General features: G+C 70.9%; 26 protein-coding genes and 1 pseudogene. 23 read left to right on the top strand and 4 right to left on the bottom strand.

The features are described from left to right. Positions 1–61: 61 nt before the first annotated feature. Complete coding sequence (locus AAC944_RS17485; protein WP_030620150.1) at positions 62–265, bottom strand: cold-shock protein; 204 nt, start codon at positions 263–265, stop codon at positions 62–64. A 426-nt stretch (positions 266–691) separates the two neighbouring features. On the opposite strand from AAC944_RS17485, the gene AAC944_RS17480 reads away from it, so the two are divergent. The 6 genes from AAC944_RS17480 to AAC944_RS17455 all read left to right on the top strand — a co-directional run bounded on the left by AAC944_RS17480 (position 692) and on the right by AAC944_RS17455 (position 6,923). Continuing rightward, positions 692–1,513 (top strand): menaquinone biosynthetic enzyme MqnA/MqnD family protein, encoded by an 822-nt coding sequence (locus tag AAC944_RS17480; protein ID WP_030620149.1) that lies wholly within the window; start codon positions 692–694, stop codon positions 1,511–1,513. Positions 1,514–1,929: 416 nt separating this feature from the next. Continuing rightward, on the top strand, positions 1,930–3,636 hold the full coding sequence (locus AAC944_RS17475; RefSeq protein WP_030620146.1) for a serine/threonine-protein kinase: 1,707 nt from the start codon (positions 1,930–1,932) through the stop codon (positions 3,634–3,636). A gap of 111 nt (positions 3,637–3,747) precedes the next feature. After that, the gene (gene mqnC, locus AAC944_RS17470) at positions 3,748–4,944 is read left to right on the top strand and encodes a cyclic dehypoxanthinyl futalosine synthase (RefSeq protein ID WP_030620143.1); all 1,197 of its coding nucleotides are present in this window, start codon (positions 3,748–3,750) and stop codon (positions 4,942–4,944) included. A gap of 10 nt (positions 4,945–4,954) precedes the next feature. Then, positions 4,955–5,485, top strand: a complete 531-nt coding sequence (locus AAC944_RS17465) for an imidazolonepropionase-like domain-containing protein (RefSeq protein ID WP_030620140.1) — start codon at positions 4,955–4,957, stop codon at positions 5,483–5,485. Positions 5,486–5,562: 77 nt separating this feature from the next. After that, positions 5,563–6,177 (top strand): Uma2 family endonuclease, encoded by a 615-nt coding sequence (locus tag AAC944_RS17460; RefSeq protein ID WP_368397220.1) that lies wholly within the window; start codon positions 5,563–5,565, stop codon positions 6,175–6,177. A 47-nt stretch (positions 6,178–6,224) separates the two neighbouring features. Next, positions 6,225–6,923 (top strand): demethylmenaquinone methyltransferase, encoded by a 699-nt coding sequence (locus tag AAC944_RS17455; protein WP_030620135.1) that lies wholly within the window; start codon positions 6,225–6,227, stop codon positions 6,921–6,923. Between the two features lie 11 nt (positions 6,924–6,934). Here the strand turns inward: AAC944_RS17455 and AAC944_RS17450 are convergent, their stop codons facing one another. Further along, positions 6,935–7,840 (bottom strand): NAD(P)-dependent oxidoreductase, encoded by a 906-nt coding sequence (locus AAC944_RS17450; protein ID WP_030620132.1) that lies wholly within the window; start codon positions 7,838–7,840, stop codon positions 6,935–6,937. 96 nt (positions 7,841–7,936) lie between these two features. Here AAC944_RS17450 and AAC944_RS17445 point away from each other — a divergent pair, with 96 nt between their 5' ends. Continuing rightward, positions 7,937–8,293: a winged helix-turn-helix transcriptional regulator gene (locus tag AAC944_RS17445; RefSeq protein ID WP_030620129.1), complete on the top strand. Its 357-nt coding sequence runs from the start codon at positions 7,937–7,939 to the stop codon at positions 8,291–8,293. A 47-nt stretch (positions 8,294–8,340) separates the two neighbouring features. Here AAC944_RS17445 and AAC944_RS17440 read toward each other — a convergent pair whose 3' ends face one another. After that, on the bottom strand, positions 8,341–8,862 hold the full coding sequence (locus tag AAC944_RS17440; RefSeq protein ID WP_030620127.1) for a GNAT family N-acetyltransferase: 522 nt from the start codon (positions 8,860–8,862) through the stop codon (positions 8,341–8,343). 88 nt (positions 8,863–8,950) lie between these two features. Here AAC944_RS17440 and AAC944_RS17435 point away from each other — a divergent pair. The 4 genes and pseudogenes from AAC944_RS17435 to AAC944_RS17420 form a co-directional block, all read left to right on the top strand. Beyond that, a pseudogene (locus AAC944_RS17435) lies at positions 8,951–10,270 on the top strand (geranylgeranyl reductase family protein); the annotation flags it as partial. A 263-nt stretch (positions 10,271–10,533) separates the two neighbouring features. Then, positions 10,534–10,701, top strand: a complete 168-nt coding sequence (locus AAC944_RS17430) for a hypothetical protein (RefSeq protein WP_196943163.1) — start codon at positions 10,534–10,536, stop codon at positions 10,699–10,701. Positions 10,702–10,753: 52 nt separating this feature from the next. Next, positions 10,754–11,542 (top strand): IclR family transcriptional regulator, encoded by a 789-nt coding sequence (locus tag AAC944_RS17425; RefSeq protein WP_051872116.1) that lies wholly within the window; start codon positions 10,754–10,756, stop codon positions 11,540–11,542. A 114-nt stretch (positions 11,543–11,656) separates the two neighbouring features. Next, entirely contained in the window at positions 11,657–11,983 is a 327-nt protein-coding gene (locus tag AAC944_RS17420) for a putative quinol monooxygenase (protein ID WP_030620118.1), read from the top strand. 105 nt (positions 11,984–12,088) lie between these two features. Here AAC944_RS17420 and AAC944_RS17415 read toward each other — a convergent pair whose 3' ends face one another. Further along, positions 12,089–12,904, bottom strand: a complete 816-nt coding sequence (locus AAC944_RS17415) for a C40 family peptidase (protein WP_030620116.1) — start codon at positions 12,902–12,904, stop codon at positions 12,089–12,091. 725 nt (positions 12,905–13,629) lie between these two features. Here AAC944_RS17415 and AAC944_RS17410 point away from each other — a divergent pair. The 12 genes from AAC944_RS17410 to nuoL are packed head-to-tail and all read left to right on the top strand — an operon-like array spanning position 13,630 to position 26,577. Continuing rightward, positions 13,630–13,989 (top strand): NADH-quinone oxidoreductase subunit A, encoded by a 360-nt coding sequence (locus tag AAC944_RS17410; protein WP_030262580.1) that lies wholly within the window; start codon positions 13,630–13,632, stop codon positions 13,987–13,989. Positions 13,990–13,999: 10 nt separating this feature from the next. Beyond that, positions 14,000–14,554, top strand: a complete 555-nt coding sequence (locus AAC944_RS17405; protein ID WP_030620114.1) for a NuoB/complex I 20 kDa subunit family protein — start codon at positions 14,000–14,002, stop codon at positions 14,552–14,554. Beyond that, positions 14,551–15,312: an NADH-quinone oxidoreductase subunit C gene (locus AAC944_RS17400; RefSeq protein ID WP_030620110.1), complete on the top strand. Its 762-nt coding sequence runs from the start codon at positions 14,551–14,553 to the stop codon at positions 15,310–15,312. The genes AAC944_RS17405 and AAC944_RS17400 overlap by 4 nt, the downstream gene beginning before the upstream one ends. Beyond that, positions 15,312–16,643 (top strand): NADH-quinone oxidoreductase subunit D, encoded by a 1,332-nt coding sequence (locus AAC944_RS17395; RefSeq protein WP_030620108.1) that lies wholly within the window; start codon positions 15,312–15,314, stop codon positions 16,641–16,643. The genes AAC944_RS17400 and AAC944_RS17395 overlap by 1 nt, the downstream gene beginning before the upstream one ends. Before the next feature lie 17 nt (positions 16,644–16,660). Then, positions 16,661–17,557, top strand: coding sequence for an NADH-quinone oxidoreductase subunit NuoE (gene nuoE / locus AAC944_RS17390; RefSeq protein WP_051872115.1), 897 nt, complete (start codon positions 16,661–16,663; stop codon positions 17,555–17,557). Then, positions 17,557–18,906 carry an NADH-quinone oxidoreductase subunit NuoF gene (gene nuoF / locus AAC944_RS17385; RefSeq protein WP_030620104.1) on the top strand — a complete coding sequence of 450 codons (1,350 nt, stop codon included), beginning with the start codon at positions 17,557–17,559 and terminating at the stop codon, positions 18,904–18,906. The genes nuoE and nuoF overlap by 1 nt, the downstream gene beginning before the upstream one ends. Continuing rightward, positions 18,903–21,449: an NADH-quinone oxidoreductase subunit G gene (locus tag AAC944_RS17380; protein WP_030620101.1), complete on the top strand. Its 2,547-nt coding sequence runs from the start codon at positions 18,903–18,905 to the stop codon at positions 21,447–21,449. Before nuoF ends, AAC944_RS17380 begins: the two co-directional genes overlap by 4 nt. Next, on the top strand, positions 21,449–22,855 hold the full coding sequence (gene nuoH / locus AAC944_RS17375; RefSeq protein WP_107054211.1) for an NADH-quinone oxidoreductase subunit NuoH: 1,407 nt from the start codon (positions 21,449–21,451) through the stop codon (positions 22,853–22,855). The genes AAC944_RS17380 and nuoH overlap by 1 nt, the downstream gene beginning before the upstream one ends. After that, a complete protein-coding gene (nuoI, locus tag AAC944_RS17370) occupies positions 22,848–23,468 on the top strand; it encodes an NADH-quinone oxidoreductase subunit NuoI (RefSeq protein WP_037772859.1) in 621 nt (206 codons plus the stop codon). Before nuoH ends, nuoI begins: the two co-directional genes overlap by 8 nt. Beyond that, a complete protein-coding gene (locus tag AAC944_RS17365) occupies positions 23,465–24,322 on the top strand; it encodes an NADH-quinone oxidoreductase subunit J (RefSeq protein WP_030620093.1) in 858 nt (285 codons plus the stop codon). The genes nuoI and AAC944_RS17365 overlap by 4 nt, the downstream gene beginning before the upstream one ends. Then, a complete protein-coding gene (gene nuoK, locus AAC944_RS17360; RefSeq protein WP_030620092.1) occupies positions 24,319–24,618 on the top strand; it encodes an NADH-quinone oxidoreductase subunit NuoK in 300 nt (99 codons plus the stop codon). The genes AAC944_RS17365 and nuoK overlap by 4 nt, the downstream gene beginning before the upstream one ends. 12 nt (positions 24,619–24,630) lie before the next feature. After that, on the top strand, positions 24,631–26,577 hold the full coding sequence (nuoL, locus tag AAC944_RS17355) for an NADH-quinone oxidoreductase subunit L (RefSeq protein WP_030620090.1): 1,947 nt from the start codon (positions 24,631–24,633) through the stop codon (positions 26,575–26,577). Positions 26,578–26,580: the final 3 nt, after the last annotated feature.

Raw genomic sequence — 26,580 nt, 5'->3', positions numbered from 1 at the left:
GCGACGGAGCAGGGCTCCTTGGGTACTGCTACTCACGGCCGCGATCGGCCGACCCGGGCAACTAGGCCGGGGTGACGTTCTCCGCCTGCGGGCCCTTCGGGCCCTGGGTGACGTCGAAGGTGACGGTCTGGTTCTCCTCCAGGGAGCGGAAGCCAGACGCGTTGATCGCGGAGTAGTGGACGAAGACATCGGGGCCGCCGCCGTCCTGGGCGATGAAGCCGAAGCCCTTCTCGGCGTTGAACCACTTGACGGTTCCGGTAGCCATAAGCCCTCCTTGGGCCAAAGGGTTGCCCTGCTCCAGAACCTGCAAAGAAGTCTGAAAACTACAAATGCCTGCGGGTCACATGATCCGCAGGCTCTGTACTGCAAGGGAAACCAAACTGCAACTTGCGCTGAGCCTAGCACGGTGCGCTCAGAAGGCGGAAGAGCCAAAGATCACGTTTATCGCCGCGCCGAGGCGGACGGGTGTCTCTCCGGTGCCTCTTCGGTACGTCTTCGTGGAGCCGCCGGGGACCGCGTGCCGATACGCGCGAGAGGCGGACGCACGTACGCGCGTGTGGCGGGAGCACGCCGTGCGGAGGCCCCCGCCGCCTCGCCGTCCGCCCCGCGGGTCTAGCCTCCACATGTGGACAATTCAACCGTAGGAGACGCACCCGCACCCACCTCCGGCCACCGCCGGACCCGGCCGCGGGTGGGCCACATCCAGTTCCTGAACTGCCTGCCCCTCTACTGGGGCCTGGCCCGCACGGGCACCCTGCTCGACCTGGAGCTCACCAAGGACACGCCGGACCAGCTGAACGACAAGCTGGTGGCGGGCGAGCTCGACATGGGGCCGATCACCCTCGTCGAGTTCCTCAAGCACGCCGACCAGCTGGTCGCCTTCCCCGACATCGCGGTCGGCTGCGACGGCCCGGTGATGTCCTGCGTGATCGTGTCGCAGAAGCCGCTGGACCAGCTGGACGGCGCCCGGGTCGCGCTCGGCTCGACCTCCCGTACGTCGGTACGCCTGGCGCAGCTGCTGCTCGCCGAGAAGGTCGGCGTCACGCCCGACTACTACACCTGCCCGCCCGACCTGGGCGTGATGATGCAGGAGGCGGACGCCGCCGTCCTGATCGGGGACGCCGCGCTGCGCGCGAACCTGCACGAGGCGCCGCTGCTGGGCCTGGAGGTGCACGACCTCGGCCAGATGTGGAAGGACTGGACCGGCCTGCCGTTCGTCTTCGCGGTGTGGGCGGCCCGGCGCGACTACCTGGAGCGCGAGCCGGTCGTCGTACGGAAGGTGCACGAGGCGTTCCTGGCCTCCCGCGACCTGTCCCTGGAGGAGGTCGGCAAGGTCGCCGAGCAGGCGGCCCGCTGGGAGCACTTCGACGAGGAGGTGCTCGCCAAGTACTTCACTACGCTGGACTTCCGCTTCGGCCCCGACCAGCTGCGCGGCGTCACCGAATTCGCCCGCCGCACGGGCCCGACGACGGGCTTCCCGGCGGACGTGCGGGTGGACCTGCTGGAGGTGTGAGCTGTTGCCGGGCCGTGCCGGTCCGGATGCGGGGGCCGGTCGCCCGTATGCGACGCCGGCCCCTCGCATTTTTCATGCCGTATACACCTTTCTGGTGTTCCTGCCGGTCTCTCCCGTCTCTCCCTTCCTCTCCGCCCTCTCCTTCCGGCCCCTTCCGCTCCTCCTTCCGGCCGCGCCTTCCGCGCGGGAATTCTTCGTGAACTCTGCGCGAACGAGACGGCGGCAATTCCCGGAATGGGTGGCCGCCGGAATTGAGGTCCGATTTCCCGGCGCCCGTTCGCCCGTCCCGTGGCCGGAAAGGACCCGCTTTCCGGCCGCGGCGCGTGACGCCGGCCCGCCGCATTCCGCCGATGGCCGGATCGCCGCCGTCCTAAGCTGAGGCGAACGGGTGGGACGCGAGGGGGAGGCGAGAGTCCATGCAGCCGCTGGCAGCGGAGGACCCGGCGGAGATCGGCACGTACCGGCTGCTGGCCCGGCTCGGCGCGGGCGGCATGGGACGGGTCTACCTGGGCCGCAGCGCCGGTGGCCGGACGGTCGCGGTGAAGGCCGTCCACCCGCAGTTCGCGGCCGACGACGAGTTCCGGGCCCGCTTCCGGCGCGAGGTGGCGTCCGCACGCCGGGTCGGCGGCGCCTGGACCGCACCCGTCCTGGACGCCGACGCCGAGGCACCCGTGCCCTGGGTCGCCACCGCGTACGTCGCTGCCCCCGCGCTCGACGCCGCCGTCGCCGGCCACGGCCCGCTGCCCGAACACTCCGTACGGGCCCTGGGCGCGGGCCTGGCCGAGGCGCTGGCCGCCGTGCACGGCCTGGGCCTCGTCCACCGGGACGTGAAGCCGTCCAACGTGCTGCTCACCCTGGACGGCCCGCTGCTCATCGACTTCGGGATCGCCCGCGCCACGGACGGCACCGCCTCGCTCACCGCCACCGGCGTCTCGGTCGGCTCGCCCGGCTACATGGCGCCGGAGCAGATCCTCGGCGACGGCGTCACGGCCGCGTCGGACGTCTTCTCGCTGGGCGCGGTGCTGGCGTACGCGGCGACCGGGACGAACCCCTTCCCCGGGGACAGCTCGGCCGCGCTCCTCTACAAGGTCGTGCACGAGGAGCCGCGGCTCGGTCCGGAACTCACCGGCGACCTGCGGGCCCTGGTCTCGGACTGCCTCCTCAAGCGCGCCGGTGACCGGCCGTCGCCCGCGGCCGTCGCCCGGCGGCTGGCGGGGGAGCAGGGCGCGGCGGGCCTGGTGCGTGCCGGGTGGCTGCCGCCGCGGGTGGTCGAACAGGTCAGCCGCCGGGCCGTCGAGGTGCTGAACCTGGAGGCGGAGACCCGGCAGGACGCGCCCCCGGGGCCGGCCCCCGCCGCCGGTTTCGGCCCGCCGGACCCCTCGTACGCGGCCGGCCCGCCGTACGCCGCCGACCCCTCGTACCCTGCGCCGGCGTACGGACCCGGCGCTCCGGGGCAGCCGGTCTCCGGGCCCGTCCCCTTCGACGCCCCGGCCGTGGTGCCACCGCGCCAGGAGTGGCCGGCACCTGCCGCCGCCACCGGTACCGGCGGGAACGCCACCGGCGCCAGGGAGCGCCGGTTCTCGCTCACCGGCATGTTCGGCGGCCGGGCCCGGCCCCGCCGCATGAGCTGCACGCTCGTACTGTCCGTCGCCGGGGCACTGGCCGCCGCGACCACCGCCGCCTTCGTCTTCCAGCTGCTGCCGGGCGGCGGGGGCGGGACCGGCGGGGCCCAGGGCACGCCGCCGCCCGGCGCGACCCCGGACGACCGCCCGGAGAGCGCCGTGCCCAAGGCGTTCCTCGGTACGTGGACGGGCACCGTCCGGCAGGACGACGGCTCGCCCAACGGCTCGGTCACGGTGACCGTCAGCAAGGGGGCGCCGGGCGAGAAGGTGGCGAAGCTGACGTACGACGCGATGGTCGTGAAGTGCCGTGCCACGGGCGAGCTGCGGGCTGCCACCGGCCGCAGGCTCACCCTCCGGGAGACCTCGGACGGGGACGCGGGCGCGCTGTGCACGGGCCGGACCGCGACCGTCACCCTCACCAGGGAGGGCGACGAGCTCGCGTACGCCTCCGACGACGAGCGCGGCGGCCGCCCGACGGCGCGCCTCTCGCGGGTCGGCTGACCGCCCGGCCGGGGCGGACCGGCCGACCGCCCCTGGCCTCGTCGGACCCCTGGCGTACGCTGGACCGGGTTGTTACGCATGCCCGCCCAAGAACCTCGAAAGGGACGCCCGGTGACCGAGAACGCCGACCTCCAGTCCGTACTCGACCGCGCCGCGGAAGGCGGGCGGATCTCCCCCGAGGAAGCCGTCGAGCTGTACCGGGACGCGCCGCTGCACGCCCTGGGCAAGGCCGCCGACGCCGTGCGCCGCCGCCGTTACGCCGGTACGGAGCACATCGCGACGTACATCATCGAGCGGAACATCAACTACACGAACTCCTGCGTGACGGCCTGCAAGTTCTGCGCCTTCTTCGCCGCGCCGAAGAGCCCCGACGTGTGGACGCGGGACCTGGACGACATCCTGCGCCGGTGCGCGGAGACCGTCGAGCTGGGCGGCACCCAGATCATGTTCCAGGGCGGCCACCACCCGGACTACGGCGTGGAGTACTACGAGAAGCACTTCGCGGCCATCAAGAAGGAGTTCCCGGAGCTGGTCATCCACTCCCTCGGCGCCTCCGAGGTCGAGCACATGGCCCGCATCTCCAAGGTCTCCACCAAGGAGGCCATCCAGCGGATCCACGCCGCCGGCCTCGACTCCTTCGCCGGCGCGGGCGCCGAACTGCTCCCGGCCCGCCCCCGCAAGGCCATCGCCCCGCTCAAGGAGTCCGGCGAGCGCTGGCTGGAGATCATGGAGGAGGCGCACAACCTCGGCGTCGAGTCCACCACGACGATGCTCATGGGCACCGGCGAGACCAACGCCGAGCGCATCGAGCACCTCCGCATGATCCGCGACGTACAGGACCGGACGGGTGGCTTCCGCGCGTTCATCCCGTACACCTACCAGCCGCAGAACAACGCGCTGAAGGGCCGCACCCAGGCCACGATCTTCGAGTACCTGCGGATGATCGCGATCGCCCGGATCTTCCTCGACAACGTCGCCCACATCCAGGGCTCCTGGCTCACCACCGGCAAGGAGGTCGGCCAGCTGTCGCTGCACTACGGCGCGGACGACCTCGGCTCGATCATGCTGGAGGAGAACGTCGTCTCCTCGGCCGGCGCCAAGCACCGCTCCAACCGCCAGGAGATCATCGACCTGATCCGCAAGGCGGGCCGCGTCCCGGCGCAGCGCGCCACGACGTACGAGCACCTGGTCGTCCACGACGACCCGGCGAACGACCCGGTCGACGACCGCGTCGCCTCGCACATCTCCTCGACCGCGATCGACGGCGGCACGGCCCACCCCGAGCTCAAGCTCGTCGACGCGAACTGAGCCACGGGCCGTGCTGACGATTCACCGCGTCCGGGCGGTCGAGGGCGCCCCGGCGGAGGGCGCGGACGCGGTGGTCGTCGATGGCGCGCGCATCGCGGCCATCGGCCCGTACGAGGAGCTGGCCGCCGAGTACGGCGAGCGGGCGCGGGTCCGGGAGTGGGACGGGGTGCTGTCCCCGGGCCGGCACGAGCCCGACGGCGCCGCGTACCTGGAATCGGCCTACCACCCCGACCCGCGCGAGGCGGCCGAGCTGGGCACGGAACCTCTGACGGGCGCCGCACTCGCCGCCCTGGACATGACCGACACCCGCTGGGGCGGCAGCGCCCGCCGCGGCCTCCAGCGTCTGCTGTCCACCGGTACGACCTCGCTGACCGGCTCCTTCACCCGCCCGTCGGTCCGCACGGCGGTGACCCGCTCCGGCCTCCGCGACCGCCCGGCCGTCCTCGCTCCCGGCGCGCCGGCCGTCTTCACGGTCCTCGCCGCGGACGACACCTGCCTGGTCACGGTCCTGAACGGCCGCCTCGTCTTCCGTCGGCGCTGAATCCCGGCCCACTCCTTCGGGTGCCGGTACGGTCATATACAGGACCGCGACTCGCACCCGCGTCCACACTCGCGTCCATGGGAGCAGTGATGATCGCTGAACGGCTGGAGCAGGCCACTCCTGAGACCTGGATGTTCCCGCCCGAGGAGGGCTGGACCGTCGATCAGGTGACGGACTTGGAGCTGCCTTTCGACTGGGAGCTCGTAGACGGACGGGTGGTGCCTTCAGGTATGACGTCGTGGTGGCACAACCGTGTGCGAAGGAAGATCGAGAGCGCAGTCGAGGAGGCGTTGGTCGATCCCTACACCTTCGACTCCGAGCAGTGCGTCACGGTCGACGAAAGGAACCGACCGAAACCCGACATCATCGTCTTCGATGACAGCCGGCTGAGCATGGACACTTTGGTGTGCATCCCGGTGGCCAAGGTTGTCCTGGTGATCGAGGTGATGTCTCCCGGTTCGCGCCAGGACGACCGCGTTCGCAAGCCGGCCATGTATGCCGAGGCAGGAGTGCCGTACTACTGGCGGGTCGAGCCGGGCGAGGACAACGTCCCCCGAGTCCATGAGTACTGGCTCCACGCTGAGCGCGGGGAGTACATCCCGGCGCCCGAGCATCCGATCCACACCACCAAGCTGGAGACCGGACACCCCTTCCCGATCACTATCGACCTCGCGTCCCTGACGGCCCGCTGAGTGCCCTCCGGGCGGTTCGCCGCGGCCCGTGGTGAACAATGGCTGTCGTGACCCGAGCATCCCTGGACAAGCAGCCGCACGAAGTCGCTTCCATGTTCGACGACGTGGCGGAACGGTACGACCTCACCAACGACGTGCTGTCCCTCGGGCAGACGCGGCTGTGGCGCAAGGCCGTGGACCGCGCGGTGGCCGCCCGGCCCGCCGAGCGGGTGCTGGACCTCGCGGCCGGTACGGGCACCTCCTCCGTGCCGTTCGCCCGCACCGGCGCGTACGTCGTGCCGTGCGACTTCTCCACCGGCATGCTGCGCGAGGGCAAGAAGCGCCAGCCGTGGCTGCCCTTCACCGCCGGTGACGCGATGAAGCTGCCCTTCGCGGACGGCGTGTTCGACGCCGTCACGATCTCCTTCGGGCTGCGGAACGTCCAGGACACCGACGCCGCGCTGGCGGAGCTGTACCGCGTGACCAAGCCCGGCGGCCGGGTCGTCATCTGCGAGTTCAGCCACCCGACGTGGGCGCCCTTCCGGACCGTCTACACCGAGTACCTGATGCGCGCGCTGCCGCCGGTCGCCACCGCCGTCAGTTCCAACCCCGACGCGTACGTCTACCTCGCCGACTCCATCCGCGCCTGGCCCGACCAGCCCGCGCTGGCCGCCCGGCTGCAGCGGGCGGGCTGGCAGCAGGTCGCCTGGCGCAACCTCACCGGCGGGATCGTCGCCCTGCACCGGGGGACGAAGCCGGCCGCCTGACCCCCGGAGGGTCAGCCGACAGCGCGGTCGCGTACCAGCAGGTCGATCAGGCCCGTGGTGCTCTCGTCGCCGTGCCCGGCCGCGAGCCTGCGCTCCATCAGGGCCAGCACGGGCGTCAGCAGTTCGGGACTGACGCCCTGCTCCTCGGCCGTGCGCAGCAGTGTCGGTACCCCCGCCACCTGCATGGCCAGGGTGGAGACCACGCCCCTGGTGTAGTCGCCGCTCTGGAGGTGCTCGGCGGCCTCGTGCACGGACGCGGTCATGGCCGACAGCCAGTCCGCGAGCAGCGGCGCGAAGTCCTTCGGCGCGATGTCCTCGCGGCGGATCAGCGCGAAGGCGTGCGCGACCCCGGCGAACATGCCGTACATCGCGCTCAGCAGCGCCTCGTCGTGCAGCGCCGCGTGCCCGGGGTCCGTGCCGACGTACCGGGTGGCGGCCGGCACGGCCAGGGTCTCCCGGTGGGCGTCGAAGAGGCCGCGGTCGCCGCTGTAGAAGACGTAACCACCGGCCTCCGGAGCGCCGATCATCGGCGGTGTCGCCATGATGCCGCCGTCCACGAAGCGGGCGCCCCGCTCCCGGGCCCACTCGGCGCGGGCCCGGCCCTGCCCCGGGGTACCGGTGGTGAGGTTCACCAGGTCCTTGCCCGTCAGGTCGGCGTCGGCGAGGGCTGTGCCGACCGAGGCGTCGTCGAGCAGGCAGACGACGACGAGGCGGTGGGCGGCCACCGCTTCGGCGGCGGTGGCGGCGACGGCCGCGCCCTCGGCGGCGAGCGGTGCGGCCCGCGCCGCCGTGCGGTTCCATACGGTGAGCGGATGGCCGGCGGCGAGCCAGGCGCGGGCGAGGGCGGTACCCATGTCACCGAGCCCGAGCAGCGTGAGGCCGGGCATTCCGTGCGTGTCAACGGCGTTGTCAGTCATGCGGATTAGCCTTGCCGCAGGCTCACGGGTGCACCAGTACGCACTTCGAAGTGGGCGGTTACCGCGGGGTGAGTGACCAGGTCGGAGGGGTGGGGCATGGGGGCCGTACGGAGGCCGGGGGCGTACGTCTGCGGGACCGACGCAGCGATGAGCGTGATCACCGGAAAGTGGAAGGTGCTGATCCTCTGGGCGCTCGGCGAGCGGACGTGCCGCTTCGGTGAGCTGCGTCGGCAGGTGCCGGGCATCACGGAGAAGGTGCTCGCCGCGCAGCTGCGGGAGCTGGAGGAGGACGGCATCGTGCACCGTGAGGTGTACGACGAGGTGCCGCCCCGCGTCGAGTACTCCCTCACCGCCCGCGGCGTGGCGCTGAACGACGCGCTGGCGCCGCTCGGCGCCTGGGGCCGCGAGCACATACTCGGCGGCGCGCCGTACCCGGCCGACGCGCCGCGCTGAGCGTACGGACCCGAGGGGCCCGGTGGCCCCGAGAGGGGCCGACGGGGTCAGAGGTCCAGCCGGTGGCACAGCCCCGTCGCCCGCGACACGGGCGAGACGAAGGTCTCCGCCTGCCGCATGCCCAGCCGCCGGGTCACCGCGATCGAACGGGCGTTGCGCGCGTCCACCATCGCCACGACGTGCGGTACCCCGGCAGCGCGTACGTGCTCCAGGGCCAGCCGGGCCGCGGCCGTGGCGTAGCCCCTGCCCCAGTACTTCCGGCCCAGCCGCCAGCCGATCTCTATCTCGCCGACCGGCCCCCAGTCCGTGTGCGGCCACGGCTGCGCGCCGGTGAAGCCGATCACCGCGCCGTCCGCCGGGTCGAGCATCGTGTAGAGGCAGTAGCCGCGTTCGGCGTGGTGGCGGCGCTGTCGGGCGGTCAGCTCCGCGTAGACCGACGGCTCGGCGGACGCGCCGCCGTGGAACTCCATGACCTCCGGGTCGTCGAACACCCGGTGCCAGTTCCATGCGTCCTCCTCCGTGGGGACGCGCAGCTCGACGGCGGGAAGCGGCGGGAGCGACTTCTGCATGGGCCAACCCTTCGGAATCGGATCACATCGGCCTGCATAGACTGCACAGGTCCAGTGCCGGTCGGCACCCAGATATCGAGTTCCGGGAGACAACGCCGTGACCGACGTGACCGATGCCGCCACCGCCACCCAGGCCCGCTCCGAGCACACCGCCGATGTGATCGTCGTGGGGGCCGGCCCGGCCGGCTCGGCGACCGCTTACCACCTCGCCAAGGCCGGCCTGGACGTCCTCCTGCTGGAGAAGACGGCCTTCCCCCGCGAGAAGGTCTGCGGTGACGGCCTCACCCCGCGCGCCACCAAGCAGCTGGTGGCGATGGGCATCGACATCTCCGAGGAGGCCGGCTGGCTGCGCAACAAGGGCCTGCGCATCATCGGCGGCGGCGTCCGCCTCCAGCTCGACTGGCCCGACCTCGCCTCGTACCCGGACTACGGACTCGTCCGCAAGCGTGACGACTTCGACGAGCAGCTGGCCCGCCAGGCGCAGAAGGCCGGCGCGCGGCTGTACGAGCGCTGCAACGTCAGCGGCCCGATCGTCAACGACCTCACCGGGCGCATCGAGGGCGTGACCGCCAAGCTCGGCGAGGAGAAGACCCCGGTCTCCTTCCGCGCCCCGCTCGTGGTCGCCGCCGACGGCAACTCCACCCGGCTCTCGCTGGCGATGGGCCTGCACCGCCGCGAGGACCGTCCGATGGGCGTCGCGGTCCGTACGTACTTCACCTCGCCTCGGCACGACGACGACTACCTGGAGTCCTGGCTGGAGCTGTGGGACCGCAGCGGCCCGCAGGACCGCCTGCTGCCCGGCTACGGCTGGATCTTCGGCATGGGCGACGGCACCTCCAACGTGGGCCTGGGCGTGCTGAACACCTCCAGCAGCTTCAAGGAGCTGGACTGGCGCGAGATCCTCAAGGCCTGGTGCGCCTCCATGCCGGAGGACTGGGGCTACACCCCGGAGAACATGACCGGCCCGATCCGCGGCGCCGCCCTCCCGATGGCCTTCAACCGCCAGCCGCACTACACCAAGGGCCTCCTCCTGGTCGGTGACGCGGGCGGCCTGGTGAACCCCTTCAACGGCGAGGGCATCGCGTACGCCATGGAGTCCGGCCAGATCGCCGCCGACGTCATCGTCCAGGCGCACGCGCGCGCCACGTACGCCCAGCGCGAGCTGGCCCTCCAGCGCTACCCGAAGGTCCTCAAGGACACCTACGGCGGCTACTACTCCCTGGGCCGCGCCTTCGTGAAGCTCATCGGCAACCCGAAGGTCATGAAGCTGGCCACGGAGCGCGGCCTCACCCACCCGGTCCTGATGAAGTTCACCCTGAAGATGCTGGCCAACCTCACCGACCCGACCGGCGGCGACGCCATGGACCGCATCATCAACGGCCTGAGCAAGGTCGCCCCGAAGGCCTGACCCGCTCCGCGCACCCCATCTGACCTGCCGCCCTCGGTTCCACCGAGGGCGGCATCGTCATGTCGCGCCCCGGGATCGAACCCCTGTCTCAACATGCGCCTTGACGCCCGAAGTTGGCGGAATGTGCCTACTGCCGTGCGGGCCGAACTGCGGTCAGGCTGGGGGGTGCACACACAGCACCGGACGCAGTACGGAGGGTGAGGGATGGACAAGGGTGTCGCGAGGGGACGGAAGCGGCTGTCGGGCGACGGGAAGGGGACGCCATGAGCGCGGTTCCGGAGGGTGGTGTGCGGGGCGAGCGGGAGGACGGTGGCGAGCGTACGGAGCCGGCGGGCCGGCCGGCGGACGCCGAGGGGGCCGAGGACCGGAAGGCGGAGCTGCGGGCGAGGGTGCGGGAGGCCAACCGGCAGAGCAGGCTCCGGCCGAGGTGAGGGATCCTGGAGGGACAGCAGCCGTCGCCCGAGAGGTCCGGAGGGATCCGTCATGTCCGCCGCACCCGTCAACGGACCCCACGCCGCCGGCGGCCCCGCCTCCGGTGGCGCCACGGGCGGGCCGCTCTCCGTCGACCGGGCGCTGGACGTGCTCGACGCGGTGGCCGGTTCCGCCGGGCCGGTGACGGCCAAGGCGCTGGCCCGGCGGCTGGGCTGCTCGCTGTCCACGGTCTACAACCTGCTGGGCCCGCTGACCGCGCGCGGGCACGTGACACGTACGGGCGGGGGATACGTCCTGGGTCCCCAGGTGCCCGCGCTGCACCGGGCGTTCCAGCGGCAGACCGGGATCGAGGACGGCGCACGCGAGCTGCTGCTGGGCGTACGGCGCGCCACCGGGACGCATGCGTACCTCAGCGCGGCGGGGCAGGACCGGATCGCGGTCGTCGACAGCACGCTGCCGGTGTCGGCGGCCGGCGGGCCGTTCGCGGTGGGCCCCGACCACGGGGCGCACGCCACCGCGCACGGCAAGGTGCTGCTCGCCACGCTGAACCGGCCCGCGCGCCGCCGCTACCTCGCCGCGCACGGGCTGCCCCGGCTGACCGACCGTACGATCACCTCGCCCGAGCGCTTCGAGGCGGAGCTGGCCCGGGTGCGCCGGGACGGGCTCGCCGTGTCGGTCGGGGAGACCGATCCGGCCCACACCTGTCTCGCCGTCCGCCTCCCGGGCGAGGGGCCCGACGGCTCCGTCCGCGCGCTGTCGGTGTCGCTGCCGACCGCGGACTACCCCGCGCGCCGGGGCGAACTGGCGTCCGTACTGATCCGCGCCGCGGCCGGGGCCTGACCGGCCGGGGCCGGCGGACCGGCAGCGGGTTTTCCGGCAGCGGGTTTTCCGGCAGCGGTGGAATGGCGGGCACGTCGGCTCGCGGCGAGGGCGTCAGCGGCGCACAGTGGTCGCATGATTTTCATCGCTGTGAAGTTCACCGTCCGGCCGGAGAAGAGCGACCAGTGGCTGTCGCTGACCGAGCCCTTCACGCTCGCCACCCGCGCGGAGCCGGGCAACATCTTCTTCGAGTGGTCCCGGAGCGTCGAGAACCCGGACCAGTTCGTGCTGCTGGAGGCGTTCGCGGACCAGGAGGCCGGCGTGGCGCACGTCCAGTCCGACCACTTCAAGGAGGCCATCGAGCTGATGTCCGGCCTCGTCGCGAGCACCCCGGAGATCATCAACGTCGAGACCGAGGGCACCGGCTGGGGCGAGATGGCCGAGGTCAAGCCGCGCCAGTAGGGCGCACAGGAACGGGCGAAAGCCTCGAAGTACGGCGAAAGGGCCGTCGTCCCGAGCGGGGGGACGACGGCCCTTTCGCCGTGTGCGTGCGAGCCCTGAGGGGCGTCAGCGGACGCGGACGGCGCCCGTCGGCTGGTCGTAGCTCATGTCGCGCTGCACGACGCCCGTGCTGGAGTTCTGCGCGCCGATGAACTGGCCGCCGCCGATGTAGACCGCGACGTGGTACGCGCTGCCCGCGCTGCCCCAGTAGAGGATGTCGCCCACCTGGAGGCTGTCCAGGCCCACCTGGGTGCCGGCGGTCGACTGGTCCTGGGAGACGCGCGGCAGGTCGATGCCGATCTGCCGGAAGGCGGCCTGGGTGAGGCCGGAGCAGTCGTACGCGGACGGGCCGGTCGCGCCGCTCACGTAGGCCTTGCCGACCTGGGCCTTGAGGAAGTCCACCAGGGAGGCGGTGGAGCCGGAGAGCGAGCCGGTGTCCACCGAGGCGGAGGCGGAGAGGAGCGGTCCGCGGTCGGCGGAGCGCGAGGCGCGGGCCTGCTCGGCCTCCTTGGCCTTGCGGGCCGCTGCGGCCTTCTTCTCGGCTTCTTCCTTGCGCTTGGCCTCGACGGCCTTGTCCTTGGCCTTCTGCGCGGCCTTGTCGGCCTTGGAGAAGACCGAGTCCTGCGCTGCCTGCAGCTCGTACTGGTCCGCCACCTGCTGGGTGGTGTCCGCGGTCTTCGCCACGGACGTCGCGAGCTCGGCGGTGATGGTCGGCAGCTCCTGGGTCTCGGAGGCCGGCTTCTCACCGTTGGCGTTCGCGGGAACGGCGGTACCGGTCACCGCCAGCGTGAGGATGCCACCGGTGAACCCTGCGCGCACGGCCCGCGAGGTCGCGGAGCGGCGGGGCTTCCGGTGGCTGGGTATGAGTGCGTTCGGGGACATGGCACCACGGCTATCAGGAGCCACAGGTTGCTGCCAACAAAGGTGGTGTGCACCACTTTTGACGCGTACACGGTGAACAAAACGGGCCAATCGGCCAGGCGTGAGCCGGGCGTGGGCGTGTCCGAATTTCGTGATCATGTTCCTGTGCACGGCATTTACCGCTCGATGCGCATCAGCACGGCACTTAGCACCTTCGCAACCGACACGCCAAGGCTTCCCGACCGTCAAGGTTTTAGAGATGTGAAACGCGTGGGATAGCTCACTCTTGAGTGACCGTTATGTCCTCGTGGGGTGCGCTCGTGAAGCGATGCACGTACCGGCGATCACGGCGAGGTCACGACTGGGTCACGCGGACGGATGGGTGAGCGCTATCAGTTGACGCCGTCCAGCGCCAATTTGCTTGCGCTGCGTAGCTCTTGATAGAGGAGGCACCGCTCTGACCAGCGGCGACCGCTGATTTTGTCACGTGAAGTGATCACCCGGACGCTTCCGGTGCGAAGATCACCGCTCATCCGACTTCATGATCCTTCGTCAGGTGGTGGAGATCACAAAGCCGTTGTCGCACCCCGTGTCGCAGATCACAGACGTACGGGCATAGGATGCAGGCGGCCAGGGCTTGTGAACTGCCTCACATAGACGCGATCTCTGTCGAGTCCCGTCGAGGAGTGAACGGGCCCGGGGCCGGACCGCCAACCAGTCATCGTCGACTGAAGGGAGCGAGGACGGTGAACGCCTATGCGCCCATCCTCGTACTGGGAGCCCTCGGGGCAGGCTTTGCGATCTTCTCCGTCGTCATGGCCACGCTCGTCGGACCCAGGCGCTACAACCGGGCCAAGCTCGAGGCGTACGAGTGCGGGATCGAGCCGACCCCACAGCCTTCAGGCGGCGGTCGCTTTCCGATCAAGTACTACCTGACGGCGATGCTCTTCATCGTCTTCGACATCGAGATCGTCTTCCTCTACCCCTGGGCCGTCACCTTCGACGCCCTGGGGCTGTTCGGGCTCGTCGAGATGCTGCTCTTCGCGCTCACCGTCTTCGTCGCCTACGCCTACGTCTGGCGCCGCGGCGGCCTGGAATGGGACTAGGGGTCACCCAATGGGACTGGAAGAGAAGCTGCCCAGCGGCTTTCTGCTGAGCACCGTCGAACAGGCCGCGGGCTGGGTGCGCAAGTCATCGGTCTTCCCGGCGACGTTCGGGCTCGCGTGCTGCGCCATCGAGATGATGACCACCGGCGCCGGCCGCTACGACCTGGCCCGCTTCGGCATGGAGGTCTTCCGCGGCTCCCCGCGGCAGGCCGACCTGATGATCGTCGCCGGCCGGGTCAGCCAGAAGATGGCGCCCGTCCTGCGGCAGGTCTACGACCAGATGCCGAACCCGAAGTGGGTCATCTCCATGGGCGTCTGCGCCTCGTCGGGCGGCATGTTCAACAACTACGCCATCGTGCAGGGCGTCGACCACATCGTCCCGGTCGACATCTACCTCCCGGGCTGCCCGCCCCGCCCGGAGATGCTGATGGACGCCATCCTCAAGCTCCACGAGAAGATCCAGGGCGCCAAGCTCGGGGTCAACGCCGAGGAAGCGGCCCGCGAGGCGGAGGAGGCGGCGCTCAAGGCACTCCCGACGATCGAGATGAAGGGGCTGCTGCGGTGAGCAACCCGGACAAGGGCACGCACGGCACGGGGGCCAACGGGGTCAACCCGGACAAGGACCTCAACGCGCAGAACCTCCCCGGCCAGCGCGGCGACCACGGCGAGGTCATCGGCGTCCGCCGCGGCATGTTCGGCGCGAACAACGGCGGCGACACCTCCGGCTACGGCGGCCTCGTACGGACCGTACGGCTGCCCGGAGCCACCTCCCGGCCGTACGGGGGGTGGTTCGACGAGGTCGCGGACGAGCTCGAAGGCGCGCTGGAGGAACAGGGGCTGGTCCCCGAGAACGTCATCGAGAAGACCGTCGTCGACCGCGGCGAGCTGACGTTCCACATCGAGCGGGAGTACCTCCCGGTCGTCGCGAAGACGCTCCGCGACGACCCGGCCCTCCGCTTCGAGCTGTGCACCGGCGTCAGCGCCGTGCACTTCCCCGGCGACAAGGGCCGCGAGCTGCACGCCGTCTACCACCTGCGGTCGATCACCCACACCCGGCTGATCCGGCTGGAGGTCTCCGCGCCCGACGCCGACCCGCACATCCCGTCGGTCGTCGCCGTCTACCCGACCAACGACTGGCACGAGCGCGAGGTCTACGACTTCTTCGGCCTCGTCTTCGACGGCCACCCGGCGCTCACCCGGATCATGATGCCGGACGACTGGCAGGGCTTCCCGCAGCGCAAGGACTACCCGCTCGGCGGCATCCCCGTCGAGTACAAGGGCGCCCAGATCCCGGCTCCCGACCAGCGGAGGTCGTACAGCTGATGTCCACTTCGTCCACTTCCCATGCGACTCCCCGTGAGACCACGGAAGGCACCGTCTACACGGTGACCGGCGGCGACTGGGACGAGGTCGCCGAGGCCGCCGCCAAGGCCGACGACGAGCGCATCGTCGTCAACATGGGCCCGCAGCACCCCTCCACGCACGGCGTGCTCCGGCTCATCCTGGAGATCGACGGCGAGACCGTCACCGAGGCCCGCTGCGGCATCGGCTACCTCCACACCGGCATCGAGAAGAACCTCGAATACCGCACGTGGACCCAGGGCACGACCTTCGTCACGCGGATGGACTACCTGACGCCGTTCTTCAACGAGACGGCGTACTGCCTGGCCGTGGAGAAGCTGCTCGGCATCACCGACGACGTACCGGACCGCGCTTCGGTCATCCGCGTGCTGCTGATGGAGCTGAACCGGCTCTCCTCGCACCTGGTGTGCATCGCCACCGGCGGCATGGAGCTCGGCGCCACCACGATCATGATCTACGGCTTCCGCGACCGCGAACTGGTCCTGGACATCTACGAGCTGATCACCGGCCTGCGCATGAACCACGCGTACGTCCGGCCCGGCGGCCTCGCCCAGGACCTGCCGCCCGGCACCGTCGACCAGGTACGCGCCTTCGTGAAGAAGATGCGCAAGAACCTCCCGGAGTACGACAAGCTCGCCACCGGCAACCCGGTCTTCAAGGGCCGCATGCAGGACGTCGGCTACCTGGACCTGGCCGGCTGCCTGGCCACCGGCGCCACCGGGCCGGTCCTCCGCTCCGCGGGCCTCCCGCACGACCTGCGCAAGACCGACCCGTACTGCGGCTACGAGACCTACGACTTCGAGGTACCGACCACCGACACCTGCGACGCGTACGGCCGCTTCCTGCTCCGCCTGGAGGAGATGCGGCAGTCGCTGCGGATCATCGAGCAGTGCCTGGACCGGCTGGAGCCCGGCCCGGTCATGGTCGGGGACAAGAAGATCGCCTGGCCCGCGCAGCTCGCGCTCGGCCCGGACGGCCTCGGCAACTCCCTGGACCACATCAAGAAGATCATGGGCACCTCCATGGAGGCCCTGATCCACCACTTCAAGCTGGTGACGGAGGGCTTCCGGGTCCCGCCGGGACAGGCCTACGTGGCCGTGGAGTCCCCCAAGGGCGAACTGGGCGTGCACGCGGTCAGCGACGGCGGCACCCGCCCCTACCGCGTCCACTTCCGCGACCCGTCGTTCACCAATCTGCAGGCCATGGCGGCCATGTGCGAAGGCGGCCAGGTCGCCGACGTCATCGTCGCCGTCGCGTCCATCGACCCCGTGATGGGAGGCGTCGACCGGTGACAGACGTCAGTTTGGGGATGCCGCAGCTCCCCGCCCCCGATTACCCGGCCGACGTACGGGCCCGGCTCGAAGCGGACGCCAAGGAGGTGATCGCCCGCTACCCCGGCTCGCGCTCCGCGCTGCTGCCGCTGCTGCACCTCGTCCAGTCCGAGGAAGGGCACGTCACCCGTACGGGCATCCGCTTCTGCGCCGAGATGCTGGACCTCACCACCGCCGAGGTCACCGCGGTCTCGACCTTCTACACGATGTACCGCCGCAAGCCCTCCGGCGACTACCAGGTCGGGGTCTGCACCAACACGCTCTGCGCGGTCATGGGCGGCGACGCGATCTTCGACGAGCTGAAGGAGCACCTCGGCGTCGGCAACAACGAGACCACCGCCGACGGCAAGGTCACCCTCGAACACATCGAGTGCAACGCCGCCTGCGACTTCGCGCCCGTCGTGATGGTCAACTGGGAGTTCTTCGACAACCAGACGCCCGAGTCCGCCAAGCGGCTCGTGGACGACCTGCGCGCCGGGCGGCCCGTGACCCCCACCCGCGGCGCGCCGCTGTGCACGTTCAAGGAGACCGCCCGCATCCTGGCCGGCTTCCCCGACGGGCGCGAGGGCGCGGTCGAGGCGAGCGGCGGCGCGGGCCCCGCCTCGCTGGCCGGGCTCCGGCTCGCCAGGGGCGAGGCGCTGCCGGGCGGCACCGACCACGTCGTCGCCCCGCGCGACGGCGCGCACCCGACGGAGGAGGCCCCGGCGGCCGGGGCGGCGGGGGAGGCGCCGGCGACCCACCCCAGCTCGCACGACGCGCCGCGGGACACCTCGGCCTCCGATCCGGCCAACCCTTCTCCCCCCACCGCCCCGGGTGGAGGGGCTCCGCCCCGCGGCGACATCGCGTCCGGACCTGTCGCCGAGGAGGGGGAGTGATGACGTTGGCGACCGAGATCAACGAGACCAGCCCGGAGAAGCTGCTCGCCCCCGTGCTGTCGGCCTTCTGGGACCAGCCGAACTCCTGGACCCTGGAGACCTACCGGCGGCACGAGGGCTACGAAGGCGCACGCAAGGCGCTCGCCATGGCCCCGGACGACGTCATCGCGTACGTGAAGGACGCGGGGCTGCGCGGCCGTGGCGGCGCGGGCTTCCCGACCGGCATGAAGTGGCAGTTCATCCCGCAGGGCGACGGCAAGCCGCACTATCTTGTGGTCAACGCCGACGAGTCGGAGCCCGGGACCTGCAAGGACATCCCGCTCCTCTTCGCGAACCCGCATTCCCTCATCGAGGGGATCATCATCGCCTGCCATGCGATCAGGTCGCATCACGCGTTCATCTACCTGCGCGGGGAGACCGTCCCCGTCCTGCGGCGGCTGCACGAGGCCGTACGGGAGGCCTACGCGGCGGGATACCTCGGCAAGGACGCCCTGGGGCCCGGTCTGGACCTCGAACTCACCGTGCACGCGGGTGCGGGCGCGTACATCTGCGGCGAGGAGACCGCGCTGCTGGACTCCCTGGAGGGCCGTCGCGGACAGCCCCGGCTGCGTCCCCCCTTCCCCGCCGTGGCCGGCCTCTACGCCTGCCCCACCGTCGTGAACAACGTCGAGTCCATCGCGTCGGTTCCCGCCCTCATGAACCGGGGCAAGGAGTGGTTCCGCTCCATGGGCAGCGAGAAGTCCCCGGGCTTCACGCTCTACTCGCTCAGCGGCCACGTCACCAACCCCGGCCAGTACGAAGCCCCCTTGGGCATCACGCTGCGCCAGCTGCTCGACATGAGCGGCGGCATCCGGCCGGGCCACCGCCTGAAGTTCTGGACCCCCGGCGGCTCCTCGACGCCGATGTTCACCGACGAGCACCTGGACGTCCCGCTGGACTACGAGGGCGTCGGCGCGGCCGGCTCGATGCTCGGCACCAAGGCCCTCCAGTGCTTCGACGAGACGACCTGCGTCGTACGGGCCGTGACGCGCTGGACAGAGTTTTATGCGCATGAATCGTGCGGTAAGTGCACGCCCTGCCGTGAAGGCACGTACTGGCTCGTCCAGCTGCTGCGCGACATCGAGGCAGGCCAGGGCCGCATGGAAGACCTCGACAAGCTGAACGACATCGCCGACAACATCAACGGCAAGTCCTTCTGCGCCCTCGGTGACGGCGCCGCCTCCCCGATCTTCTCCTCGCTCAAGTACTTCCGCGCGGAGTACGAGCAGCACGTCACCGGCAAGGGCTGCCCCTTCGATCCGGCCAGGTCCACCGCTTGGGCCGATGCGCACCTGGAGGTGAACGCATGACAGTGACCACTAACAACGCGCCCTCCGGGGGCGGCGAGGCGGCGGTCCCGCCCGAAGACCTCGTCACGCTGACCATCGACGGCATCGAGATCAGCGTGCCCAAGGGCACCCTGGTCATCCGGGCCGCCGAGATGCTCGGCATCGAGATCCCGCGCTTCTGCGACCATCCGCTGCTCGACCCGGCCGGCGCCTGCCGCCAGTGCATCGTCGAGGTCGAGGGCCAGCGCAAGCCCATGGCGTCCTGCACGATCACCTGCACCGACGGCATGGTCGTGAAGTCCCAGCTCACCTCGCCGGTCGCCGACAAGGCCCAGCGCGGCGTCATGGAACTGCTGCTGATCAACCACCCGCTGGACTGCCCGGTCTGCGACAAGGGCGGTGAGTGCCCGCTGCAGAACCAGGCCATGTCCGCCGGACAGGCCGACACGCGCTTCGAGGGCAAGAAGCGCACCTACGAGAAGCCGGTGCCGATCTCGAAGCAGGTGCTGCTGGACCGTGAGCGCTGCGTGCTGTGCGCCCGCTGCACCCGCTTCTCGAACCAGATCGCCGGCGACCCGATGATCGAGCTGATCGAGCGCGGCGCGCTCCAGCAGGTCGGTACGGGCGAGGGCGACCCGTTCGAGTCGTACTTCTCCGGCAACACCATCCAGATCTGCCCGGTCGGCGCGCTCACCTCGGCGGCGTACCGCTTCCGCTCCCGCCCCTTCGACCTGGTCTCCTCGCCGTCCGTGTGCGAGCACTGCGCGGGCGGCTGCGCGACGCGTACGGACCACCGGCGCGGCAAGGTCATGCGGCGGCTCGCCGCCGACGACCCCGAGGTCAACGAGGAGTGGATCTGCGACAAGGGGCGGTTCGCCTTCCGGTACGGGCAGCTGCCCGACCGGCTGGAGACGCCGCTCGTCCGGGACGCGTCCTCCGGTGAACTGACCCCGGCCAGCTGGCCCGAGGCGCTGGAGGCCGCGGCACGCGGGCTGCTCGCGGCACGCGGCCGGGCCGGGGTGCTGACCGGCGGCCGGCTCACCGTCGAGGACTCCTACGCGTACGCCAAGTTCGCCCGGACCGTCCTGGACACCCACGACATCGACTTCCGGGCCCGGGCGCACAGCTCCGAGGAGGCCGACTTCCTCGCCGCACGAGTGGCGGGCTCCGGCCGCGACCTGGACGGGGCGGGAGTCACCCACCGCTCCCTGGAGGCGGCGCCCGCCGTCCTGCTGGCGGGCATCGAGGCCGAGGAGGAGGCACCCGGCGTCTTCCTGAGGCTGCGCAAGGCGCACCGCAAGAACGGGCAGCGGACCTTCGGGCTCGCTTCGTACGCCACCCGGGGGCTCATCAAGGCGGGCGGCACGCTGCTGCCGGCCGCGCCCGGCACGGAGACGGAGTGGCTGGACGCACTGGCGGGCGGGGTCGGGCTCGAAGGTGAGGGCCGGGCCGCGGCCGAGGCGCTGCGGGCCGAGGGCTCGGTGATCGTCGTCGGCGAGCGGCTGGCCGCGGTACCGGGGGCGCTGACCGCCGCCGTACGTGCCGCCTCGGCCACCGGCGCACAGCTCGTCTGGATCCCGCGCCGGGCCGGCGAGCGGGGCGCCGTCGAGGCGGGCGCGCTCCCCGGGCTGCTGCCCGGCGGCCGGCCCGCGACGGACCCGCGGGCCCGTGACGAGGTCGCCCGCGCCTGGGGCGTGGCCGCGCTGCCGCACCGGCACGGCCGGGACACCGGCCAGATCCTGGAGGCCGCGGCCACCGGCGAGCTGAACGCCCTGGTGGTGGCCGGTGTCGGGGTCGAGGACCTGCCCGACCCGCGGCGCGCGGTCGAGGCGCTGGACGCCGTCGGCTTCCTGGTCAGCCTGGAGCAGCGGCCGAGCGAGGTGACCCGCCGCGCCGACGTGGTGCTGCCGGTGGCGGCCGTGGTGGAGAAGGCGGGCACGTTCCTCAACTGGGAGGGGCGGGCACGGCCCTTCGAGGCCGCGCTCAAGCCGGACCAGATGACGCGCCGCCATCTGCTCCCCGACGCCCGGGTGCTGCACATGCTCGCGGACGCGATGTCCGTGGCGGACGACTCCGTACCGGGTCTGGCGCTGCCGGACGTGCGCGCCGTACGCGCGGAGCTGGACCGGCTCGGCGGCTGGGACGGGCCGCGTGCCACCGGTGACGTGCTCGCCGGCACCGAGGCGCGGGCGCTGCCCCGGCCCGGCGCGGGCGAGGCGGTGCTCGCCGGACACCGGCTGCTGCTGGACCTCGGGCGGCTGCAGGAGGGCGACCCCGCGCTGGCCGGCACCCGGCACGCGGCGGTGGCCCGGATGTCCGCCGCCACCGCCGCCGAGGCGGGCCTCAAGGACGGTGCGGAGGTACAGGTCACCGGGCCGTACGGCGCGGTGACGTTCCCCCTCCAGGTCAGCGAGATGCCCGACCGGGTGGTGTGGCTGCCGCTCAACTCCCAGGGCGGCGGCGTCCCGCACGACACCGGAGCCAACCCCGGTGACCTGGTGACGGTCGCCGCGAAGACCACGGGCCCGGCGGCCCCGGCGGCCGGCACGGAGGTGGCGGAATGATGAACCTCGCGGTGGAACAGCTGGCGCCCGTCGCGGACCGCGTCGCGCTGGCCGCCGAGGACCTGAGCGTCTTCGGGCGTGACCCGTGGTGGCTGGTGGTCATCAAGGCGGTCTTCTGCTTCGCGTTCCTGATGCTGACCGTGCTCTTCTCGATCGTCTGGGAGCGCAAGGTCGTCGCCTGGATGCAGCTGCGCATCGGGCCCAACCGGCACGGTCCCTGGGGCATGCTCCAGTCCCTCGCCGACGGCGTGAAGCTGATGCTCAAGGAAGACCTGGTCGTCAAGCGGGCCGACAAGGCGGTGTACGTCCTCGCCCCGATCGTCGCGGCCATCCCGGCGTTCATGGCGTTCGCCGTCATCCCGTTCGGCCCGGCCGACAACCAGGTCTCGATCTTCGGGCACCGCACCCCGATGCAGCTCACCGACCTGCCGATCGGCATCCTCTACATCCTCGCCACGGCCTCGGTCGGCATCTACGGCATCGTGCTCGCGGGCTGGTCCTCGGGCTCGACGTACCCGCTGCTCGGCGGGCTCCGCTCGTGCGCCCAGATGATCAGCTACGAGATCGCGATGGGCATGGCCTTCGCGTCGGTGTTCCTCTACTCCGGCTCGATGTCCACCTCGGCGATCGTCGACGGACAGCAGAGCACCTGGTACGTCGCGCTGCTGCCGGTCTCCTTCCTGATCTACATCGTGGCGATGGTCGGCGAGACCAACCGCGCGCCGTTCGACATGCCGGAGTCCGAAGGCGACCTGGTCGGCGGCTTCAACACCGAGTACTCCTCCATCAAGTTCGCGATGTTCATGCTCGCCGAGTACGTCAACATGGTCACCGTCTCGGCGGTCGCGGTCACCCTCTTCCTCGGCGGCTGGCGCGCCCCCTGGCCGATCAGCACCTTCTGGGAGGGCGCGAACCACGGCTGGTGGCCGCTGCTCTGGTTCACCATCAAGATCCAGCTGCTGCTGTTCTTCTTCATCTGGCTGCGCGGCACGCTCCCACGCGTCCGCTACGACCAGTTCATGAAGCTGGGCTGGAAGGTCCTGATCCCGGTCTCGATGGTCTGGCTGATGCTGGTCGCGACCGTGCGGGCGCTGCGCAACGAGGGCTACGACTTCCAGCGGATCGTGCTGTACGTCGGCGGCGCCGCGGTGGCCCTGCTGCTGATCTCCCTCGTCGCGGACTTCTTCCGCAAGGGCGAGAAGGAGGAGGAGAAGCCCCTCGCCGAGGAGCCCTTCGACGCGATGGCGGGCGGTTTCCCCGTACCGCCCCTGCCCGGCCAGAGCCTGCCGCCGGTGCCACGGCGGCGGCCGCGGCACCAAGATCGCGAGCTGATTGTCAGTGGCGGCGTGAATACTGACAGTGACGAAAACGGGAACGACCGCGGAAAGGGGGCCAGTGGTGTCTGACTTCCAGAATCCGGTGGCCGGCTTCGGCGTGACCTTCAAGGCCATGTTCAAGAAGCGGCTCACCGAGCAGTACCCGGAGGAGAAGAAGCCGACCGCGCCTCGTTTCCACGGCCGGCACCAGCTCAACCGCCATCCGGACGGCCTGGAGAAGTGCGTGGGCTGCGAGCTCTGCGCCTGGGCCTGCCCGGCCGACGCCATCTACGTGGAGGGCGCGGACAACACCGACGAGGAGCGGTACTCGCCCGGCGAGCGGTACGGCCGCGTCTACCAGATCAACTACCTCCGCTGCATCCTCTGCGGCCTGTGCGTCGAGGCGTGCCCCACCCGGGCGCTCACGATGACGAACGAGTACGAGCTCGCCGACCGCACCCGCGAGTCCCTCATCTACACCAAGGAGGAGCTGCTCGCGGGGCTGGAGGAGGGCATGGTCGACAGCCCGCACGCGATCTTTCCCGGGATGACGGAGAAGGACTACTACAACGGCCTGGTGACCGAGGCCGCGCCGGGCACGGAGCGGCAGGTGGCGGTCAGCAAGGGCGAGTGTCCGGCGGGGCTCCCCGAGACCCCCGCCCCCGCCGGTGAGCGCCCCGCGGGTACGGGGGTGGAGGCATGAGCAGCACGCTGCTGGCCGCGGCCTCGGCCACCTCCACCGGCGAGGCCGTGCAGTTCTGGATCCTCGGCACGGTCGCCGTCATCGGCGCGCTCGCCACGGTCCTGATGAAGCGGGCGGTGCACAGCGCCCTCTCGCTCGCCGGCACCATGATCATCCTGGCGGTCTTCTACCTCGCCAACGGCGCGTACTTCCTCGGCATCGTCCAGGTCGTCGTCTACACCGGCGCGATCATGATGCTCTTCCTCTTCGTGGTCATGCTGGTCGGCGTGACCGCGGCGGACTCCCTCAAGGAGACGCTCAAGGGGCAGCGCTGGCTGGCGGCCGGCGCCGGGCTCGGCTTCGGCATCCTGCTGATCGCCGGCCTCGGCAACGCCTCGGTGCGCCACTTCAACGGCCTGGCCGAGGCCAACGCCGGCGGGAACGTCCAGGGCCTGGCGGCGCTCATCTTCACCAAGTACGTCTTCGCCTTCGAGATCACCGGCGCGCTGCTGATCACCGCGGCGGTCGGTGCGATGGTGCTGACGCACAAGGAGCGCACCGAGCGGGCCAAGACCCAGCGCGAGCAGGCCGAGCGCCGGGTACGCGAAGGCACCCAGGTCACGCCGCTGCCGGCACCGGGTGTGTACGCCCGCCACAACGCGGTCGACGTGCCAGGCCTGCTGCCCGACGGCACCCCCTCCGAGCTCACCGTCAATCCGACCCTGCGCAAGCGGGGCCAGATCCGGGACGTCTCCGGGGAGTCGCTGGCCGAGCTGGCGGCGCTGGAGCGGCGCTCCTCGGAGTGGCTGGAGCGCGGTGAGGACCCGAAGAGGGGCGAGCAGGCACTGGAGCGCGGCGAGGAGGCCACGCGATGAACCCGGTCAACTACCTCTATCTGGCGGCGCTGCTCTTCACCATCGGCGCGGCCGGGGTGCTGATCAGGCGGAACGCCATCGTGCTCTTCATGTGCGTCGAGCTGATGCTGAACGCCTGCAACCTCGCCTTCGTGGCCTTCTCGCGGCTGCACGGAAATCTGGACGGCCAGATCATCGCGTTCTTCACGATGGTCGTCGCCGCGGCCGAGGTCGTGGTCGGCCTGGCGATCATCGTCACGATCTTCCGTACCCGCCATACGGCCTCGGTCGACGACGCCAGCCTGATGAAGCTGTAAGGGGTCGCACTCGTGGAATCTCTGATCGCGCTGCTCGTCGGGGCACCACTGGTCGGTGCGGCCGTGCTGCTCTGCGGCGGCAAACGCCTGGACCGTACGGGCCACTGGCTCGGCACCCTGCTCGCGGTGGTGTCGTTCGTCATCGGCCTGGTGCTGTTCACCGACATGCTGGGCAGGGGCGCCGAGGACCGCGCCCTGCACCAGCACCTCTTCAGCTGGATCCCGGTGGGCGGCTTCCAGGCCGACATCGCCTTCCAGCTCGACCAGTTGTCGATGACCTTCGTCCTGCTGATCACCGGTGTCGGATCGCTGATCCACCTCTACTCGATCGGCTACATGGAGCACGACGAGCGGCGCCGCCGCTTCTTCGGCTATCTGAACCTCTTCCTCGCGGCGATGCTGCTGCTCGTCCTCGCCGACAACTACCTCCTGCTGTACGTCGGCTGGGAGGGCGTCGGCCTCGCCTCGTACCTCCTCATCGGGTTCTGGCAGCACAAGCCGAGCGCGGCGACGGCCGCCAAGAAGGCGTTCCTCGTCAACCGTGTCGGTGACGTCGGCCTGTCCATCGCGATCATGCTGATGTTCACCACCTTCGGGACGTTCGCCTTCGGGCCGGTGCTGGGCGCGGCGAGCCAGACGAGCGAGGGCATGCTCACCGCCATCGGGCTGATGCTGCTGCTGGCCGCCTGCGGCAAGTCGGCCCAGGTGCCGCTGCAGTCCTGGCTCGGTGACGCGATGGAGGGCCCGACCCCGGTCTCGGCCCTGATCCACGCCGCCACCATGGTCACCGCGGGGGTCTACCTGATCACCCGCTCCGGCGCGATCTTCAATGCCGCGCCCGATGCGCAGACGGCCGTGGTCGCGGTCGGCGCGGTCACGCTGCTCTTCGGTGCGATCGTCGGTTGCGCGAAGGACGACATCAAGAAGGCCCTCGCGGGCTCGACCATGTCGCAGATCGGGTACATGATCCTCGCGGCGGGGCTGGGGCCGATCGGGTACGCCTTCGCCATCATGCACCTGGTCACCCACGGCTTCTTCAAGGCGGGCCTCTTCCTCGGCGCCGGTTCCGTGATGCACGGGATGAACGACGAGGTGGACATGCGCCGCTACGGCGGCCTGCGGAAGTACATGCCGGTCACCTTCGTGACGTTCGGCCTCGGCTACCTCGCCATCATCGGCTTCCCCGGCCTGTCCGGCTTCTTCTCCAAGGACAAGATCATCGAGGCGGCGTTCGCCAGCGGCGGTGCCCAGGGCTGGATCCTGGGCACGGCCACCCTGCTGGGTGCCGGGATCACCGCGTTCTACATGACGCGCGTGATGCTGATGACGTTCTTCGGCGAGGAGCGCTGGCGCAAGGCCCCGACCCCGTCGCCGGACCAGCCGAGCGTGGAGCCCGCCGCCGAGACGCGTGGCGAGTACACGCCGCCGCACCCGCACGAGTCGCCGAAGTCCATGACGATCCCGATGATCGTGCTGGCCTTCGGGTCGGTCTTCGCGGGCGGCCTGTTCAGCATCAACGAGGCGTTCGTGCACTGGCTCGAGCCGGTCACCGCCTTCGAGCACGGCCACTCCCCGCTCAGCGCCGCGGCGGTGACCGGCTCGACGATCGTGGTGCTGCTGATCGGTGTCGGCCTCGCCTGGCTGCAGTACGGCCGCAAGCCCGTCCCGGCCGTCGCGCCGCGCGGCTCGTTCCTCACCCGCGCCGCCCGCCGCGACCTGCTCCAGGACGACTTCAACCACGTCGTACTGGTCCGCGGCGGTGCGGAACTGACCCGGGCGCTGGTCCGGATCGACGAGAGCGTCGTCGACGGCGCGGTCAACGGCACCGCGGTGTCGGTCGGCGGTCTCTCCGGCCGGCTGCGCCGCCTGCAGACCGGTTACGTCCGCTCCTACGCCCTCCAGATGCTGGGCGGCGCCGCGGTGCTGGTCTTCGCGACCCTGCTGATGAGGGGTGTCTGAGCC

Source organism: Streptomyces sclerotialus, from assembly GCF_040907265.1.
GTDB lineage: Bacteria > Actinomycetota > Actinomycetes > Streptomycetales > Streptomycetaceae > Streptomyces > Streptomyces sclerotialus.
The sequence above is the reverse complement of the archived record's forward strand: the minus strand, read 5'-3'. Positions and strand labels throughout refer to the sequence as shown.